Source organism: Hymenobacter aerophilus DSM 13606 (genome assembly GCF_000382225.1).
GTDB classification, from domain to species: domain Bacteria; phylum Bacteroidota; class Bacteroidia; order Cytophagales; family Hymenobacteraceae; genus Hymenobacter; species Hymenobacter aerophilus.
The window spans coordinates 73,595-92,226 of the sequence record NZ_KB907802.1 but is presented as its reverse complement, the minus strand read 5'-3'; the positions used below and the strand labels follow the sequence as shown (position 1 = coordinate 92,226).

Below are 18,632 nucleotides of genomic sequence, written 5' to 3'. Positions count from 1 at the left end.
TCACCAAAAACCAACCAAACTCATTTCCCTTGCTGGGCCTGGGTGGCCATGACCATTTTAATTTTGAGGCGGTTGCCGATTTCGAGGATGTCGACCAGCTTTTGCACGTTGAGCGAGGCATCGACGCGCAGCACGGCGGTGGGACTTTCCAGGCCCTCGATGCGGCGGGCCAGCTCGGGCTCCAGCTCGGCGGGCGTAATGGGCCGCCGGTCGATGAAGTAGGTGCCGGCCGCATCGACCGAGACGGTGATGGGCTGCTTCATGGCCTGCTTGCCCGAGCGGGCATTGGGCAGCATGAGCTTGATGACGTTCGGGTTCACCATCGTCGACACAATCAGGAAGAACAGCATCAGGAAGAACATGATGTCGTTCATCGAGCTGGTCTCGACGTGCGAAGAAAGCTTACGGCGCCGGCTGAGATTCATGCGGTGAGATGGTGAGTTGGTGAAATGGTGAGTTGGTGTTTTAGCGGTGCGAATGGCGTGCGTTGAGCAAGTAGCGCAAACAGAACGTCAACTCACCATTTCACCAACTCACCATCTCACCTTTAGTTGTCCTGCAGGATGTCCATGAACTCGATGGCGGAGTTTTCCATGCGGAAAACCATGCGCTCGACCATGATGCTGAGCCAGTGGTAGCCGATGTGGGCGATGATGCCGATGATGAGGCCGGCCGCCGAGGTCACCATTTTGGTGTACAGACCGCCCGAAATCTGGGCAATGCCGAAGTCGCCGGTCGAGCTGATGGCGTAGAAAATCTTGATAACGCCGATAATCGTGCCCACGAAGCCCAGCATGGGCGCAATGCCGGCCACGATGCCCAGCACGTTGATGTTCTTTTCGAGGCGGGCAATTTCGATTTTACCCACGTTTTCCACGCTGGCCTCGATTTCGTTCAGCGGCAAACCCACCCGGCGGATGCCCTTCTCAATCATGCGGGCCAGCGGCGTAGGGTTCTGGGCGCACAGCATTTTGGCGCCCTGCAAGTCGCCCTTCACCATCAGGTTGCCGATGCCAGGCATGAACGACTCGGGCACGGCGCCGGCCTTGCGGATGGTGAGGTAGCGCTCCAGCATGATGTAAATCGTGAGGAAGAGCAGCAGAAACAGCGGCACCATAATCCAGCCGCCGGCAATTACCAAATCAATCAGCGAGAGGCCCGAGGCCTCGGCAACGGCCTGGTTGGCGGCCGTAACGGCCGAGTCGGCGGCGGCCGGCGAGCCGGCGGGAATGGCGGTCGGGTCGCCTACCAGAAGTTGCAGAAACAGAGACAGAAGCGTCATTCTTTTTAGGGGCGTAGGGCTGGGTTGGGGTGCTTAGGCTACTGGCGGAAAGGCTTAGCGGAAAGACGGGCAATAAAAGAACGTCATCCTGATGAAGCCGGTATGTTTGCCGGCCGCCCCCATCGAAACGACAAGTGGCAGCCGGCAAACATGCTGGCTTCGTCAGGATGACCAATTTCTACGCACTATCAACTAAGCACTAATCTTAATATTGTTTGATCCAAAGGTCGCCCATGCGCTTGCGCAGGATGATGGCCTGACGGTCGGCGGAGGTGCGGTCGGGGAAATCGGCGGCCGAAAGCATGAACTGCCGGCTACCGGGCGCGGGCAGCAGCACGCGGGCCGGGTGGCCCAGCCGTACCAGCGCCTGCCGGCCCTTCTCGGCGTTGGCCAGGGTGGTGTAGGAACCGGCAATGACGTAGAAACGGCCCGTGCGCTTGCTAACAGTCGCGGCCGAAGCCCCAGCGGTTGCATTGGTAGCGGCGGCTTTCTCCCAGCCCGGGGCCTTGGCCGGGGCCGCGGCGGGCTTCGCAGCGGCGGCTTTGGGGGCGGCCGGCTTGGTGCCCTGGTCGGGCGTGCCGGCCACCGTCAGGGCCGGCCGGATGGCTGTGGCGGGCACGGTGGCGGCGGGTTTCGCGGGCACGGTGGCCGGGGCAGCCGCCGGCTCCGTCAGGCCGGTTTCGGTGGCTACGGCATCCCAATCATCGGATGAGGCGGCGGCGGCCGGGGTTTCGGTGAGGTGGGTGGCGGCGGTGCTCAGGCTGGCCTGCTGGCGGACGGGTACGGACGCCGTAGGCCGGGCCTGGGGCAGCCCGCGCAGTTCGTCGGGCAGGTAGCCGGCCAAGTCAGCAAACATATAGTTGGCCGACAGTACGAGGCCGGCAATGGCCGCTACGCCCACTGAGCGCCACACCCAGCCCAGGCGGCGGGTGCGCAGCTGCGGCGCCGCGGCGGGCCGCTCGCGGGCCAGCAGCGCATCGGTGGCCCGTACCGGGCGCGACACCAGCTCGGGCAGCCCGAAGCTGGCGCCGAGCAGGTTCTCGGAGCCGGTGTACTCGAATTCCAGCCCGCGGCCGGGCGCCTGTTTAAAGGTACCGACGCCGCTTAATTCGGTGCGGTTTCCGGCGGCCAGCTCCTGCTGCATATTGTGCACGGCCTGCTGCACCAGCTCGCGGGCCTGGGCCGGGCTCACGCTCAGCTTCTGGCTCAGCGCATCCACCAGCAGCCCATCGTTGCGGGTCAGGCTCTGGTTGAAGGCCACGCGCTTGGCCGGCGGGGCCAGCGTATGGCGTACCGGATGGATGCGAGCCGGCGCGTAATCAGCAATCAGGCCCCCAAAATCGGGGATGATTACGCAGTCGTGGTGCTGGAGCAGGGCGCGGATATGGTCGGCGAGCATAGGCTTGAGAGTCGGGCAGAACGGGCAATGGAAGCCGAAATGTACGCAATGATACGGTTAGGAGAGTTTAGAAGGGAGAACTTAGAGCTTAGAAGCAGGAAGAATCAAACGGCACCTCGCCTTTTGAAATCTAAGTTCTTCCTTCTAAGCTCTAGGCTCTAAACTCAAAACTGGTAGCTCACGCCGCCCAGCACGTTGATGCCTTTCACGGGGTAGTTGAGGTACTGCATGTTGCTGCGGCCCAGCAGGTTGTTGCCCAGCAGGAAGATGGAGAACTGCTCCGTCAGCTGGTAGTCGCCGCGCAGGTTCAGGTCGATAACGGTGTCGGTGGGGCGCACTACCTGGGTGCCGGGAATGTAGGCCGGCTCGAAGCTGCCACCGGTGTAGCCGGCGCCGTAGCTGGAGCTGAGCGTGTAGAGCTCGGCGCCCACCCGCAGCTTGTCGTAGAAGTTGTACGAGCCGAACAGCGTGGACTGGAACTTGGGGCGGTGGAAGGGCTGGGCCAGCGTTTTCACGTTGTAGCCGTTGTAATCGGCCTTCAGGCCCAGGCGCAGCTGCTCGGCAGCGTTGTAAATCACCTCGCCGTGCAGGTTGAAAAGCTGGGTTGATTTCTGGTCGTACACCAAATCGAACTTGGTGGTGTCGCGGGCCGAGTTGTTGTAGAAGTACAGGTTCCGGTCGTTGGAGAGCGTCACGCGGGCCTTCACCTCCAGGGCGCGGGCGGGCGCGGCGTCGAAGCCGAAGTAGAGCGTGGGGCCGCGGCGGGTGTCGGCCACCCGCACGTTGGGGGCCAGCCAGGGATTCTCGGTGCTCAAATCATACAGCGTGACGCGCTCGATGCCCCCGCCCAGCCCGGCGTACACCACAAACTTGTCTTCGGTAACCGTGTAGGCCGCCCGCAGGGCCGGAAACACGTTGAACTGGCGGGCGTTGGTAATCGTGTCGCCGGTGTAGCCCAGCGTGGCGCCCACCCGCAGGTTGAGGCGGTTGAGGGTCGTTTCGAAGGCCGGCGCCACCTGGAAAAACGGCCGGCTTTCGGTCACGGCATCCTTGTGGGAGATGAACGACAGGTCGCCATCTACCTTCACCTGGCTGGTTTCGGTGAGCTTGTAGGCCGAGCGCAGCGTGGCGTACACGTTGCTCTCACTGGCCTTGAACGCATCACTCCAATAGTTGTAACCCAGGCCCAAATCGTACTGGAAAGCGGCGTCGCGGGCGCGGTTGCGGGCGTACACCAGCACGCCGGCCCGCTTGAACACCTGCTTGAGGCTGTCGGACTTGGGCAGGTCGATGACGTTGCGGTTGTAGCCGTAGAAGTTGTACCGCTCACGACCCAGGTTCACCTTGGCGCCCAGCACCAGCGGGCCGCTGTAGGTCTCGCCGTTCAGGCCCAGACTGGTCTGGCTCTGGCGCGAATTCTCGCGGTCAATCGGCCCGCGGCTCGACGAGAGGTGCTTGAAATCGAGGCCGTAATTGAGGGTTTCCGAGCGGTTGTTGTGCAAATAGGCGCGGCCGTAGGCGGTGCCGTAGTTGCCGATGGCGGCCTTGAGGTAGTTGCCGCTCAGCTCGGGCAGCTGCTCCTGCCGGATGGTGAGCACGCGCACCGTGGGGTTGAGCTTGTCGGACGGCAGCCGGAAGTCGGGGTAGGTGTAAGCGGGGGCCGTGGTGGTTTTGGCCGGGGCCTCAATCTTCACCTTCTCGAAGTTGCGGGCGGCCGGGGGCAGCTCGTTCACCCGCTCCTTCACAATCTCGATTTCGGCGTCCTCAATCTTGCCGCGCGTTTTCTGGGCCCGGGCCTCAAAGGCCGGGGCGGCAACGGTCAGCAGGGCGGCGGCGGCCAGGAGTTTATGGGTCATGTTTAGGGCTTAGGGCTTAGGGCTTAGGGCTTAGGGTATCGTTTCTGATAGCCTGGTTTCCTTACACTCCTCTCCTACTTTAAAGCTGATTATTAGATTGATGCGCAGGGTTGTCTAAACCAGCGGTGTAGAGACGCGTATTCGCGTCTCGTCGTTGAACGGCCCGCTGGCCGTTTTGCCAGGGCCGCCTAGCTCGTTGCGCCGGTCGTTCAACGGCAAACCGTTCAACGACGAGACGCGAATACGCGTCTCTACACTGTTCAACGGGGCGTGGCCGTGGTGTCGGCGGGGGCCGTGAGGGAGTTGCGGGGAGGCGTTTTGGGCTTGGGAGTTTTGGCGGGGGCTTTGCCGGTGGGTGCGGGCGTGGCGGGGGCCGCGGGGGTGGTGTCGGCGGGCAGGGCGGCGAGGCGCTCCTTGGCGCCGGCTACCACTTCGGCCACCGGGAACTTGTTGTCGATGATGGAGTTGAGCGTGGCGCGGGCCTGGAAGATTTCGTTCTGCTCCTTGTAGATGTCGGCAATCAGCAGAAAGGCGCGGCCCAGCCACAGGTCGTAGGCGGCGAAGTCGGCGTTACTCTTGTAGGCGGCGTCGAGGGCTTCGGGGTACTTCTGCTGCTGAAACAGCGTCTGGGCCAGCAGGTACTGGGCTTCGGCCCCACTCTCGTCCTTGGCCGTGGCGGCGGCCGTAGTCAGCTCGGTGGCGGCCTGGTCGAGGTTGCCGGCTTTCAGGCTGGCCTTGCCCAGATACAGCAGCGCCAGGTTGGTGGCGTTGAGCGCCGCGCCGCCCTGGGCCTGCAGCTCCGTGGCCACGCGGCGGGTGGTCTCCAGGTCGCCGGCTTCGTAGCTGCTTTTCAGCAGGCCGATGCCGGCGTTGGCCACCTCGCGCTTGTTCTGCGACACCTCGCGGAGGCGGGCGTAGTACTTGGCGGCCTCCGCGTAGTTCTTGTTTTCGAACTCCAAATCGGCAATCCGGCCCACGGCGCGGTTCACGAACTCGCTCTTGTTTTCCTCCACCACGGCCTTCAGGCGCGGCAAAGCCTCGGCCTTGCGGTCGGTACGCAAATACGAGTCGGCCAGGAAGTAGCGGCCGTCGGCGGCCAGCACGGTGCTGGGGTACTGCTTCAGGTAACCTTCGAGGCGCGGAATGGCCTGGGCGTACTTCTCGGCCAGGTACAGCGACTTGGCGGCCTCAAACTCCACGCTCTCGGCGGCCTTGCTGTCGGGGTTCTGCTGGCGGAACTGGGCCAGGTACTGGTCGAACTCCTCCGTTTTGCCCTGGGCGCTCAGGCTTTCCTGGAGGCTGTAAATAGCGCTCTGGGCCGACTTGGTGCGCGGAAACTCGCGTAGCACCCGCTTGAAATCATCGGCCGCCTTGTCGTGCTGGCTCAGGTTCTGGTAGGCAATGCCACGCTTCTGCAACGCCTGCGGAATCAGCGGCGAGTTGGGGCGGTTGGCCACCAGCCGCGAGAAGCCATCGACGGCGGCCTGGAACTCGCCGGCCTCGTAGTCGAGCTGGGCCTGCTGGTATACCGCGTCGTCGGCGTAGCGCGAGCCGGGGTTGGTTTTGAGCAGGGTGCTGAGGCTGGCGGCGGCTTCGTCGCGGCGGCCCATCAGGCCCAGTACCACGCTTTTCTGGTAGTAGGCGTAGTCCTTGTCGGCGGCGTTGGCTTTTATCACCTTCTCGTACTGCTCCAGGGCCTGGGGGTACTGCTTGGCCAGGTAGGCCAAATCGCCCACGCGCAGGGTTACGTCGTAGTAGTTGGCATCGGTGGGCTTGGCCACCGGGTCGCGCAGCCAGGCCTGGAACTGCTGGCGGGCCTGGGCGTAGTCCTTGGTGTTGTAGTAGGCGTAGCCCAGCCCGTAGCGGGCCTGCTGGTCGTAGTCGGTATCGGCCGCGCCCCGGCGCCGGCTGGTGCGGGCCGCCGCCTGGTAGGCCGTAATGGCGGCCGGGTACTGCTGGCCATACGAGTAGATGTCGCCCTTGAGCACCTGGGCGCCGGCGCGCAGCGCGTCGTCTTCGGGGTAGCGCAGGCTTTTGTCGAGCAGCGGCAGCGCCTCCTGGTAGCGGTTGTCGTTGAAGAGCGTGGCGGCCTGCAAAAAGGCCACGCGCTGGTAGGTGGCATTCAGCTTGGCGCTGCGGTCGTCGAGCTTGTCGAGGTAGTTGAGGGCCTGGGCGTAGTCCGAGGAGTTCAGGAAACTCTCGCTCAGCAGCTCATCCACGGCGGGCTGGTTTTTGGAGCGCGGAAACCGTTTCTGGAAGTCGCGCAGCGCGGCCACCGTTTCGGCCGAGTTGCCCAGCTCGTAGTTGACCTGGGCGTACTTGAGCGTGGCGTTTTCGGTGATGTTCTTGTCGAAGGTAAGCTGGCGGGCAGCCCCGAACGAATTCAGGGCCAGCTGCTTCTGGTTGGTTTTCAGGTAGCTCAACCCCAGGTGGTAAGCGGCGTTCTGGCCCAGCGAGTCGCGGCGGGCGGCCACGCCCTTGAAGCTGCCAATGGCCCCCTTGAAATCACCCTGCCGGAAGTTGGCGTAGCCCACCTTGTACTGCACCTCGGGCTCGATTTTCTTGCGGCCGGCGGCGTATTTGTCGAAGTACACGGCCGCTTCCTTGAACTCCTGCTTCTGGTAGTAGGCATCGGCCAGCAGCAGCTGAATCTCGTCGGCGCTCTGGGGCGGCGGGGTCTGGCGCAGGGCCTCGGGGGCGTAGGCAATCAGGCCGTCGTAGTCGCCTTCCTTGTACAGAATCTGGGCCATGAGGGCCGGCACCACGGGCCGGTAGGCGTCGTTCTGCTCGGCTACGGCCAAATCGCGCCGGGCGCCCTCGAAGTCGCCGGCCCGGTAGGCCAGGTAGCCGGCGTAATACGAACTGGCGTAGCGGTACTGGTGCTGGCCGGCCTTGTTGCGGTCGAACTGCAAACGGGCCTTGTCGAACTCTTTCTGGGCGAAGTAGCTGTAGCCCAGCTTGAACTCCGACTCGGCCCGCTGGTCGTCGCTCAGGTTGTCGGGCCCCACCTTCTGCAGGTAGTCGATGGCGCGCACGTAGTCCTTCTTATTGAAGTAGAAGCGGCCCAGCTCGAAGTAGGCCTGGCTGGCCTTGGGGTGGGCGGGGTTGTTGGCGGCAAACGACAGGATGCGGTCCTCGGCATCGGGGTGCAGCAATTGCAGGCCGGCCACGGCGTCGTAGTACTCGGCGTCGGCGAGGCGGCCGGGGGCCAGCTGGCCGGTGCGGCGCTCTACCTGGCCCTGGTACTGCCGGAAGGCCTGCTGGGCGGCCCCGTACTTGCCCTTGTCGAACAGCTCCAGGCCTTCCTGAAAAAAGCGTTCATCAGACGTAAATACCTGCGTTTGCTGGGCCAGGGCGGCCAGCGGGGCGGCGGCGCCAAGGGTGGCAGCCAGCGCCAGACGGGGGAATAGGTTCATCAAGGAGGAGTTGCGCAAGAAAGGGCCCGCGCCCGGTTGGCGGCGATGGGCGGAAGCCAAAAGTAGCGAAAAGTTCGGCCGGGGTTGCCCCGGAATGGGCATTACTGGCGGTTTTAACGCGGCAGGCGGGTGGTTTGGTGTACTGGGGGAGCTGGTTTTAGCCTTTTATCCCCCTTTCATCACCCGCCCCGGCTTGCCCCGTAGTGCGGCTATGCTTAGCTTGGCTCCGGCGCGGCAGTTTCGCCCGGCGCTCCTACCCTATTCACTGCATGTTTCAACCGCTATCCAAAGAGCAGGCCCGGCTCGAAATTGCCCGGCTCGTTGAGAACTTTACCCACCAGCTGCCCGACTACAAGCGCGGCCGATACAGCGAAACCGAAGTCCGGATTCACTACATCAACCCCTTCTTTAAAGCCCTGGGCTGGGACGTCAACAACGACAACGGCGCCTCCTCGGCCTACTGCGAGGTGGTGCACGAAGCCAAAGTGCGGGTGGGCAAAGCCACCAAGGCCCCCGACTACCTGTTCCGGCTGCCCGGCGGCCAGAACCTGTTCTTCCTGGAAGCCAAAAAACCCAGCGTCGACATCAAAGACGACGTGCAGCCCGCCTACCAGGTGCGCCGCTACGGCTGGAACGCCAAAATGGCCCTGAGCCTGCTCACCGATTTTGAGGAGCTGGCCGTCTACGACTGCACCGTGCAGCCCGACCCCAAAGACAAGGCCCGCAAGGCCCGCCTGCACTACCTCACCTTCGATGAGTACGCCGACAAGTTCGATTTCCTCTGGGACAACTTCAGCAAGGAAAGCGTGCTGCGCGGCAACCTCGACCGGTTCGTGGCCAGCGGCTCCAACCGCCGGGGCAAGGAAACCGTGGATAGGGCCTTTCTCGATACGCTGGAGCAGATGCGCGCCGCCCTGGCCCGGGGCCTGGCCGCCCGCAACCCCCAGCTCGATGCCGAGCAGCTCCGGTTTCTGGTGCAGATGCTGCTCGACCGGCTCATTTTCCTGCGCATCACCGAAGACCGGGGCGTGGAAGCCTACGGCGACTTGCAGGCCGTGCTCAAAACCAAGGGCAAAGACGGCAGCATTTATAAAGCCCTGCTCGGCCGCTTCCGCGAGGCCCAGAACCGCTACAACTCCGGCCTCTTCGACCTGGGCAAAGACGAGCTGTCGGCCAGGGTGCAGCTGGGCGACGACGTGCTGACGCCCCTCATCAACGGCCTCTACTACCCCGAGTCGCCCTACGAATTCTCGGTTATCGGGGCCGACATCCTGGGCTCGGCCTACGAGCGGTTCCTGGGCAAGGTCATCGAGCTGCAGGCCGACGGCACGGTGGTTATCGAGGAGAAGCCCGAGGTGCGCAAGGCCGGCGGCGTGTTCTACACCCCCGCCTATATCGTCGAGTACATCGTGAAGCAAACCGTGGGCAAGCTCTGCGAGGGCAGCAGCCCCCAGCAGGTAGCCAGGCTGCGCATCGTCGACCCGGCCTGCGGCTCGGGCTCGTTCCTGCTCGGGGCCTACCAGTTCCTGCTCGACTGGCACCTCAACTACTACCAGACCCACCCCAAAGCCGCCCTGCCGCCCACGCTGGCCCCGGCCGGCCCGGCCAAAAAGGGCGGCACGGCCGCCCGGCCCCCCGGCAGCGGCAAGGCCCTCACCCCCGACGGCCACCTGACTACGGCCGTCAAGAAAACCATCCTGCTCAACAACCTCTACGGCGTCGACCTCGACGAGCAGGCCGTCGAAGTCACCAAACTCTCGCTGCTGCTCAAGTGCCTCGAAGGCGAAACATCGGCCAGTATGCAGCAGAGCCTGGGCCTGGAGCGGGTGCTGCCCACCATCGACCAGAACATCCGGGTAGGCAACTCGCTGGTCGATATCGATTTCTACGACGGCGAGCTGGACTTCGCCCCCGGCACCGAGCGCGCCGTGAAGCCCTTCAGCTGGCGCGACGAGTTTGCCGACGTGTTCCGGCAAGGTGGCTTCGATGCCGTGATTGGCAACCCGCCGTATGCTCTGGTGCAGGATGATATTTTAAAAAAATACTTTGAGGGGCATTTCACTGTAGTTCAGGGACGAACTGACCTTTATGAGTTATTTTTAGAGAAAGGGGTAAATATGCTTAGTACAACAGGTGAAATGGGATACATTATCCCAGCACCTATACTTACTAATCTTTACTCATCTAAGGCGCGGCAGCTTCTAATTAATAAAACAGCTATTAAACAGATAATCAGTTTTAAATTCCCTGTTTTTGAAGACCCGACAGTTCACACATGTATTCTTATCCTAGCGAAGGAAAAGCTTAAGAATGAATATGAAAAAAATCTTGTCGGCATCAAGAAGGGGGTGATATCGAAGGATGCCTTGACTGCTGCTTTTGACTACTCATCTATACAAGCGAACCTTGGAAAAGGGGCAGCGTCTACAATTGACATCTTCACTGGTGATGAGGAAACAGCCGGAATCTTCACTACCATGCAAAAAGGAAGTAAGCTACTTGGCGAGATATGTTTTTTAAGGCAGTGTATAAAGACTGGTGACGATAAAAAATACGTTAAGGAGTTTACCGCAAATCCTGGCGACCCGTGGAAACCAACTCTTAAAGGTCGCTCAATTGAAAGATATGGAGCTGCTGAATCAAACTTATATATGAATTATGGACCTTGGCTAGCAAGAAATTGGGCTAACAAAACCTTTTATGAAACTGAAAAAATAATAGTACGTGAAACTGGCTCAAGAATCACCGCGACTCTTGATACTAAGCATCATTACGTTTTGAGTTCTTTGTATGCTATATATTTAAAAGATAATAATTCTAGCCTTTCACATACGTTCCTTCTTGGAATCCTTAATTCTGGAATTTCGACCTATTTTATTAAAAAGACGGCTTTTGAGTTGACAGAGGGAGCCTTTACAAAATTTCGGACTAATCAGCTTGCAAAGCTCCCCATTCCCGCCCTCGATCTGAAAAAGCCCGCCGACCAGCAGCACCACGATACCGTCGTGGCCTTTGTCGGGCAGCTGCTGGCGCTGCACCCGCAGCTGCGGGCGGCCACCGGGGCTACGGCGCAAAGCCAGCTGCAAGCCCGCATCCGCCGCCTCGACCAGCGCCTCGACCACCTCGTGTACCTACTCTATGGCCTGAGCTACGCCGAGGCCCAGGTAGTGGAGCCGGGCCTGGCCCAACGGCTTTCGGAGGCCGAGTACGCCGTCTGGCCCCAGGGGTAGCGGGGTGTCATCACTAGCACGGTGTAGGGTGCGGGGCTTGCCCCCGCCCGCCGTTCAACGGTTCGGGTCTGAGTCGTGCAACGGCGGGCGGGGGCAAGCCCCGCACCCTACGCATTGCCTTTGCGCGCTTTTTACTTATTATTATCAAAAACAGCGCAATATATGTAGATTATATTGCGCTGTTTTCTATTTAATGATCTAGAAACAGCGCAACTGCCCTTTCTCATGTCCCGTTTACCCCCGCCCGATTCGCTAATAGCCCGCGTACGGGCCTGGTTTGGCCTCACGCAGGCCGAGCTGGCGCTGTACCTGGGCATCAGTGCGCCGCTGGTGCGCGACCTGGAAAGCGGGCGGCGGCCCCTGTCGGCGGCCGTGCGGGCGGTGCTGCTGCCGTTGCTGTTGCAGCTGCCCCCGCCCGCCGTGCCCGCCCACCCCGGCCCCGGCGCGGCCCTGCCGCCTCTCACGCCCGCCCCCGAGGCGGCCGACCTCGACTTCCGGCAGCGGGTGTGCCGCCACCGCGCCGAAGGGCTGCTAGCCGAGGCCGACGCGCTGGCCGCCCGCGCCCACGTAGCCGCCCGCTGGGCCGCCGCCCTGCCCGCCCTGCTCCCGCCGCCCAACCCCGCCGCGCCCCCGGTCGCCGCCCCCGATACGCCCGCCGCCCAGGCCCTGGCCGCGGCTCTGGCCCAGGCCGCCGACCCCACCGACCCGGCCCGCGCCCTCGACCACGCCCGCTGGCTGCGGGCCTGGCTGGCGCATCGCGCCGCCCCCCTTTCCGCTGCCGAAGTCGGGCGCTACCACCGCCTGCGGGCCCAGGCGGCCGGCCTGCTCGCCGAGGCCGAAGCCCTGGCCACGGCGCTGCTGCCAGCCTACTTGCAAACGAATTAGCCGCCACCTATATTTAGCGCAGTAACCTTCTTTTCATTAATCTTTTACCCCCTTATGCCCATGAGTCCCGATTACAGCCTGCTCACCACCTGGGCCGAGTGCGACGCGGCCACCGCCGACGTCAATTTCGAGCTGAAAACCTACAGCTACCGCGACACCGGCCTCGACCTGGCCGACGAGCGCGCCGACCGCAGCCAGGCCAGCGGCGCGGCCGCCCTGGCCAAAAAAGACGGGGAGATTCTGACCGCTCAGGGCCAGGCTGCCCTACCCGGCCTCACGCCCCAGCAGCAGCAGGATGCCCTCGACAACCTGGAGCTGCTCCAGGCCCAGCGCAAGAAAATCATGCGCAGCAACCGCAGCACCGCCGGCACCGACCGCTTCCTGAAAACCGTGGACGCCGCCCAGGTGCAGGGCCAGGTAGATGTGCTCACGGCCGCGCTGGCCGGCATTGCGGCTCATCGCGCTACCCTCGGTGCGTAAACGGCGCCAACTGCAGGCTACGCCCCCCTCCCCAATACCCCGGCACGCTGTGTCGGGGTATTTTTTTGGACTACTGCCCGCTACGCTTCTCTACGTTGCCGTTACTTCATGCGGCCGCCATCTGCCGGGTGGTAGGTTGCCGGCAGTCTCAGCTCACACATTCCCGCTTCAATGGCTCAGCTCGTGCTTGTGCGCCACGGTCAGTCCGTGTACAACCTCCTAAACCTGTTCACTGGCGAGCTGGACGTGGAGCTGACGCCGCTGGGCGAGCAGCAGGCCCACGACGCGGCCACCAGGCTCCGGGGCTTCCGCTTCGATGTGGCCTTTACCTCGGTGCTCAGGCGGGCCAACGAAACCCTGCGCATCATTCTGGAAGACCTCGGCCAGACCGCCCTGTCCATCCACCGCAACAAGGCCCTCAACGAGCGCAATTACGGCCAGCTGCAGGGCCTCAACAAGGCCGAAACCGCCCGCCAGTACGGGGCCGGGCAGGTGCAGCAGTGGCGGCGCAGCTACAACCTGGTGCCGCCCGGCGGCGAAAGCCTGGCCCAGACCCGCACGCGGGCCGTAGCCTACTACGAGGCCCACATTCGGCCCCACCTCGCACACGACCAGCACGTACTGGTGGTAGCCCACGGCAACTCGCTCCGCGGCCTGGCCATGTATCTGGAGGGCCTGAGCGCCCAGCAAGTCCTGGACCTGGAAATTCCGACCGGCGGCGCCCGCGTGTACGACCTCACGGCCGATTTGCGCATCGAGCAGCTGCGGGTGCTTTAGCGGCACTTCTCCCAATTCTACTGCGCCGGCTGCACCAGCGTCACCTCGTCGCGGGTGAAATCGAACCCTTTCCGGTCGATGCGGCCCCGGCACATCACCACGCCGGGCGGGGCCAGCTTGCCTTTCTGGTCGGCCTCGGTGGCGGCCTGGCCGGTTACTTCCACGGTGGCCACCAGCTCGCCGTTGCGCCGCAGCTCCCAGGGGCCGGGCCGCAGGGTTTCGGTTGGGTAGCCCACCAGCAAGGTTTCCTGGGGCGAAATGGCAATGATGTCGAGAACCTGCATGGGAGAAAGTTGATACGAGCGGCAAGGTAGCACCCTGCTTAGTATCGAGCCCAAGCCCCCGGGCTGAAGCCCTGGGCTAGTCAGCAGGTAGTTCTGGTTCTGCTGCGCTCCGTAGCCCGGGGCTTCAGCCCGGGGGCGTTGGGCGGGCGGCCCTACCCCGTTACGGCGTGTAGGGGCACGGGGTGCAGCACCAGCCACACCAGCTCGCGCAGGATTTCGCCGTCGCTCATCGAGCCCGATTCTATTCCCTTGCTCTGGGCGTCGGCGCGGCGGATGAGGTGCACGATGTCGCGGCAGCGGCCGAAGTCGAACACCTTGAGGCCGGTCTGGTAGTCGCGGCGCTGGATGGGGAAGCGCAGGCCCATTTTCAGCCAGTCGGCCTCGCTGGGGTTGGGCAGCTGGTGCAACGCCAGCAGCCGCGAGAAGAAGTTGAACAGCAGCGTAAGGTTGGGGATGATGGGGTTGTTTTTGGGGTTGGCCTCGAAGTAGAGCAGGATGCGGTTGGCCTTGAGCACGTCGCGCCGCACCAGCGCGCTCTGCAGCTCGAAGATGTTGTACTCCTTGCTGATGCCCACCATGCGCTGCACCAAATCCTCGTCGATGCTGTGGCCGGGCAGCAGGTTGAGCAGCATCTTGTCCACCTCGTTGGTGAGCCGGCTCAGCTCGCCGCCGATGTATTCGGCCAGCATGGCGGTGGCCTGGGGCGTAATCTGCTGGCCTTTCGAGCGCACGTACTGGCTGAGCCAGGGCGCCACCTGGTTGTCGTAGAGCTTCTTGCTGGTCAGCAGTACGGTGCCGGCGGGGGCGGGCGTTTTCTTGTCGCCGGCCAGCAGCTTGCCCAGCTTTTTGCGAGCGTCGAGGGTTTTGTGCTTGTAGCAGAACACCAGCACGGTGCTTTGCAGTGGGTTTTTCAGGTAGGCTTCCAGAAACGGCCAGGCTTTCTCGCTCTCCAGATCGGCCACGGCCTGGGCCTCCTTCACAATCACCACCGAGCGCTCGGCCATCATCGGAAACCGCTTGGCCTGACCCAGAATGCCGGCCACGTCGGTGTCCTTGCCATACAGCACTACCTGGTTGAAGCCCTTGTCGGCCTCGGGCAGCACGTGCTTTTCGAGCAAATCGGCCACCAGATCGATGTAGTACGGCTCCTCGCCCTGCAGAAAGTACACGGGCGCAAACTGCCGCTGCTTGAGCTGGGCCAGGATTTCGTCGGGCGTGGAAACAGGCATAATGAGTTGTCAGTTGGTCGTTGTCAGTTGTCAGGCTCCCGCGTGCACTTCCGAAAGCCCGCCCGCCAGTCGTAACAAAGGTACCGCCGAGCCGCTACCTTTGTGCCCTGCGCCGGAACTTCGCACCGCGGGCACCCCGCCCCGGAGCGGTATTGCCTGCCCGACAACTGACAACTACCCCCTGACAACTCTTTCCATGGACCTGATTGAAGAACTGCGCTGGCGCGGCATGTTTCACGACATGATGCCCGGCACCGACGAGCACCTGCGCCAGAATGCGCCCATCAGCGGCTACATCGGCTTCGACCCCACCGCGCCCTCGCTGCACATCGGCAACCTGGCTACCATTATGCTGCTGGTGCATCTGCAGCGCGCCGGCCACCGCCCCCTGGCCCTGGTGGGCGGCGCCACCGGCATGATTGGCGACCCCTCGGGCAAATCCGCCGAGCGCAACCTGCTCGATGAGGAGGCCCTGCGCCGCAACCAGGCCGGCATCCGGGCCCAGCTGGAGAAGTTTCTGGTCTTCGACGATTCGCCCACCGGCGCGCTGGTGGTCAACAACTACGACTGGTTCAAGGACTTTGGCTTCCTGGGTTTCCTGCGCGAAGTGGGCAAGCACCTGACGGTAAACTACATGATGGCCAAGGATTCGGTGAAGCGCCGCATCAGCGGCGACGAAAACTCGGGCGCCGAGGGCCTGAGCTACACCGAGTTCAGCTACCAGCTGCTGCAGGGCTACGATTTTGTGCACCTGTTCCGCACCTACGGCTGCACCCTGCAAATGGGCGCCTCCGACCAGTGGGGCAACATCACGACCGGCACCGAGCTTATCCGCCGTATGGGCACCGCCGAGCCGGAAGAAGGCGCGCAGAAGCCCGCCAAAGCCTACGCCCTCACCGGCCAGCTCATCACCAAGGCCGACGGCACCAAATACGGCAAGAGCGAAACCGGCACCGTCTGGCTCGATGCTTCGCTGACCAGCCCCTACCAGTTCTACCAGTTCTTCCTCAACGCCGCCGACGCCGACGTGCCCCGCCTCATCCGCGTCTTCACGCTGCTGACTCAGCCTGAAATTGAGGCTCTGGAAGCCGAGCACGCCGAGGCTCCGCACAAGCGCATCCTGCAAAAGGCCCTGGCCGAGCAGGTAACCACCCGCGTACATGGCGCGGAAGCCTACGAAGCGGCCCTGGCGGCCTCGCAGGTGTTGTTCGGGGGCGGCGAGCTGGCCTCGCTCGATGAGGCTACGCTGCTCGACGTATTCGCCGGCGTACCGCGGCTGGAAGTACCCCGCGCTGAGCTGGCCGAGATGAACGTGGTCAGCCTGCTGAGCGAGGCCACCGGCGGCACCATCTTCCCCTCCAAAGGCGAGGCCCGCAAGATGATGCAGGCCGGCGGCGTGAGCCTGAACCGCGAAAAAGTCGCGCCCGAGCACCTGGCCACCGACGTAACGCCGCTGCTTGGCCAGTACCTCGTGGCTCAGAAGGGCAAGAAGAACTACTTCCTGCTGAAGCTGGTGTAGTTTTTTAGATATGAGAACTGAGAGGTGAGATATGAGAAAAACTATTTAACAGCTCACTTCTCATATCTCACCTCTCAGTTCTCATATCCAAGCCAAAAAAAGGGAGGCCCCGCCGAATATCGGCGGGGCCTCCCTTTTTTGGTAGTAGTGGCCGCTGGGCGGCCGGGCTACTTACTTCTTCTTGGCAGGAGCAGCCTTCTTGGCAGCACCAGCGGCCGGAGCGGCCTTCTTGGCACCAGCGCCGGCAGCACCAGCAGCCGGAGCGGCATCGTTCTTCTTGTTCTGCACCTCGGTGCGGATTTCCTGGGCCATGTTCTTCAGCTCCTGCATGCCTTTACGCACGCGGGTACCAGCGGCCGAGTTCTGCTTGTCGTAGAACTTCTCGAAGTCACCTTCGAGCGACATCACGAGGTCCTTCAGTTTGCTAAAATTGCTCATTTTGGGAGGGGGTATGGGATGTGGAAATGAAAAGATTCGGCCCCAATATACAGGGATTTCAAATACAAGCAATTATTCAAGTTTTTTTCTTAAACCCTCCTCACGGCCTCCCGAAGCCCTTTTTACCCTTCCAGCCCGCCCGCCAGGCCGCAGAGGGCAGCAAGCGCATCTCAATAAAGTGCTAAATACAAAAGCCAGCCTCCGCAGATGGAAGCTGGCTTTTGTATTTAGGCGGGGCGAAGTTAGTCTGCCAGCCCGGCAGGCACTTCTGCTTTGGAATAAAGCCCTTTTGCCAGCTTATCCTGCACAATTTCGAAGGCCTTGATGGTCTGCTCCACATCGTCGAGCGTGTGCACGGCCGTCGGGATGAGGCGCAGCATAATCACGTCTTTGGGAACCACCGGATACACCACGATAGAGCAGAAAATGCCGTAATTCTCGCGTAAATCGAAGGTTATCTGCACTGCGTCGCCAATCTGGCCGGCCAGCATTACCGGCGTAACGGGCGAAGTCGTCGTGCCCAGGTTGAAGCCTTTCTCGCGCAGACCGCTCTGCAGGGCCCGCACGATGGTCCAGAGGTTTTCCTTGAGCTCGGGCTTGGTGCGCAGCAGCTCCAAACGCTTCAGGGCACCCACTACCAGCGGCATGGGCAGGCTTTTGGCGAAAATCTGGCTGCGCATGTTGTAGCGCAAATATTCAATTACGTTCTCGGGGCCCGCCACGAACGCGCCGATGCTGGCCATGCTCTTGGCGAAGGTCGAAAAATAAAGGTCGATGCCGTCCTGCACGCCCTGTTCTTCGCCCGTTCCGGCACCGGTAGCGCCCATAGTGCCGAAGCCGTGGGCATCATCGACGAACAGGCGGAACTGGAATTTCTCCTTCAGCTTAAGAACACCGCGCAGGTCGCCCTGATTGCCCGACATGCCGAATACGCCCTCGGTAATCACGAGAATGCCACCGCCGCTGGCGTCGGTGATGCGCTGGGCGCGCTCAAGCTGCTTTTCGAGGCTGGCCATGTCGTTGTGCATGTACACGAAGCGCTTGCCGGCGTGCAGGCGCACCCCGTCAATAATGCAGGCGTGCGACTCGGCATCGTACACAATCACGTCGTGGCGGCCCACCATGGCGTCGATAATCGACACCACGCCCTGGTAGCCGAAGTTGAGCAGCATCACCTCAGGCTTTTTGATGAACTCGGCCAACTCGTTTTCCAGCTGCTCGTGCAGGTTGGAGTTGCCGCTCATCATGCGCGCGCCCATGGGCAGGGCCATACCGAACTCGGCGGCGGCCTCGGCGTCGGCGCGGCGCACCTCGGGGTGGTTGGCCAGGCCCAGGTAATTGTTCAGGCTCCAGGTAAGTACTTCCTTGCCGCGGAAAATCATGCGGGGTTTGATTTCGCCTTCCAGCTTAGGGAATGCGAAATAGCCGTGCGCGTAGTGCGAGTGGCTGCCCAGCGGGCCGCGGTTGGCGGCAATCTTTTCAAATAGATCCACGAGGGAACGGGTTGAATGTGAAAGGGAAACGACGGGTATGATTGCGACCTTAACCGCCGGAATATGTGCAAAGTTATGGCAATCCGCAAAGGTAACCCTTCCCCGCCCCGTATCCAACGCCCGCCAAATTCGGCCCGGCCGTTTTTTGGTGCGGCCGGAAGGTCGTTTCTTTGGGTATCAGAACGGCCTCATTTTGCCAAAAACAGCCTGTCATTCTGAGCGCAGCGAAGGACCTTATCAGTAAGGACCTTATCAGTTAAGAGCGAATTCTACCCTTATCATTCAAGTGTGCTAAGGGCCTTCGCTGCGCTCAGGATGACAGCTATTTCCAGCCTTCCCACCCC

13 protein-coding genes and 1 pseudogene are annotated in these 18,632 nt (G+C 62.3%); 5 read left to right on the top strand and 9 right to left on the bottom strand.

The window, feature by feature from the left end:
- Nucleotides 1-20: 20 nt before the first annotated feature.
- From H145_RS0103145 to H145_RS0103125, 5 genes are all read right to left on the bottom strand, one after another.
- Entirely contained in the window at nt 21-425 is a 405-nt protein-coding gene (locus tag H145_RS0103145) for an ExbD/TolR family protein (protein ID WP_026351224.1), read from the bottom strand.
- A gap of 122 nt (nt 426-547) precedes the next feature.
- Complete coding sequence (locus H145_RS0103140) at nt 548-1,282, bottom strand: MotA/TolQ/ExbB proton channel family protein (protein ID WP_019946683.1); 735 nt, start codon at nt 1,280-1,282, stop codon at nt 548-550.
- Nucleotides 1,283-1,487: 205 nt separating this feature from the next.
- Entirely contained in the window at nt 1,488-2,681 is a 1,194-nt protein-coding gene (locus H145_RS0103135; RefSeq protein WP_019946682.1) for an HU domain-containing protein, read from the bottom strand.
- Between the two features lie 164 nt (nt 2,682-2,845).
- Nucleotides 2,846-4,537 (bottom strand): porin family protein, encoded by a 1,692-nt coding sequence (locus H145_RS0103130; RefSeq protein WP_019946681.1) that lies wholly within the window; start codon nt 4,535-4,537, stop codon nt 2,846-2,848.
- A 260-nt stretch (nt 4,538-4,797) separates the two neighbouring features.
- Complete coding sequence (locus H145_RS0103125; RefSeq protein ID WP_019946680.1) at nt 4,798-7,953, bottom strand: tetratricopeptide repeat protein; 3,156 nt, start codon at nt 7,951-7,953, stop codon at nt 4,798-4,800.
- 269 nt (nt 7,954-8,222) lie between these two features.
- Between H145_RS0103125 and H145_RS19705 the strand changes: the two genes are divergently transcribed.
- From H145_RS19705 to H145_RS0103105, 4 genes are all read left to right on the top strand, one after another.
- Complete coding sequence (locus H145_RS19705; RefSeq protein WP_019946679.1) at nt 8,223-11,183, top strand: Eco57I restriction-modification methylase domain-containing protein; 2,961 nt, start codon at nt 8,223-8,225, stop codon at nt 11,181-11,183.
- A gap of 225 nt (nt 11,184-11,408) precedes the next feature.
- Nucleotides 11,409-12,068: a helix-turn-helix domain-containing protein gene (locus tag H145_RS0103115; RefSeq protein ID WP_019946678.1), complete on the top strand. Its 660-nt coding sequence runs from the start codon at nt 11,409-11,411 to the stop codon at nt 12,066-12,068.
- A gap of 60 nt (nt 12,069-12,128) precedes the next feature.
- Complete coding sequence (locus H145_RS0103110; RefSeq protein ID WP_143069747.1) at nt 12,129-12,548, top strand: hypothetical protein; 420 nt, start codon at nt 12,129-12,131, stop codon at nt 12,546-12,548.
- Between the two features lie 171 nt (nt 12,549-12,719).
- Nucleotides 12,720-13,325: a 2,3-bisphosphoglycerate-dependent phosphoglycerate mutase gene (locus tag H145_RS0103105; RefSeq protein WP_019946676.1), complete on the top strand. Its 606-nt coding sequence runs from the start codon at nt 12,720-12,722 to the stop codon at nt 13,323-13,325.
- 17 nt (nt 13,326-13,342) lie between these two features.
- Here the strand turns inward: H145_RS0103105 and H145_RS0103100 are convergent, their stop codons facing one another.
- Both H145_RS0103100 and holA read right to left on the bottom strand, forming a co-directional pair.
- On the bottom strand, nt 13,343-13,609 hold the full coding sequence (locus tag H145_RS0103100; RefSeq protein ID WP_019946675.1) for a hypothetical protein: 267 nt from the start codon (nt 13,607-13,609) through the stop codon (nt 13,343-13,345).
- A gap of 152 nt (nt 13,610-13,761) precedes the next feature.
- On the bottom strand, nt 13,762-14,838 hold the full coding sequence (holA, locus tag H145_RS0103095; protein ID WP_019946674.1) for a DNA polymerase III subunit delta: 1,077 nt from the start codon (nt 14,836-14,838) through the stop codon (nt 13,762-13,764).
- A gap of 196 nt (nt 14,839-15,034) precedes the next feature.
- On the opposite strand from holA, the gene tyrS reads away from it, so the two are divergent.
- The gene (gene tyrS, locus H145_RS0103090) at nt 15,035-16,357 is read left to right on the top strand and encodes a tyrosine--tRNA ligase (protein WP_019946673.1); all 1,323 of its coding nucleotides are present in this window, start codon (nt 15,035-15,037) and stop codon (nt 16,355-16,357) included.
- Nucleotides 16,358-16,627: 270 nt separating this feature from the next.
- On the opposite strand, the pseudogene H145_RS24925 reads toward tyrS, so the two are convergent.
- Both H145_RS24925 and H145_RS0103080 read right to left on the bottom strand, forming a co-directional pair.
- A pseudogene (locus H145_RS24925) lies at nt 16,628-16,795 on the bottom strand (histone H1); the annotation flags it as partial.
- Nucleotides 16,796-17,037: 242 nt separating this feature from the next.
- A complete protein-coding gene (locus H145_RS0103080; RefSeq protein WP_019946671.1) occupies nt 17,038-18,288 on the bottom strand; it encodes an aminotransferase class I/II-fold pyridoxal phosphate-dependent enzyme in 1,251 nt (416 codons plus the stop codon).
- Nucleotides 18,289-18,632: the final 344 nt, after the last annotated feature.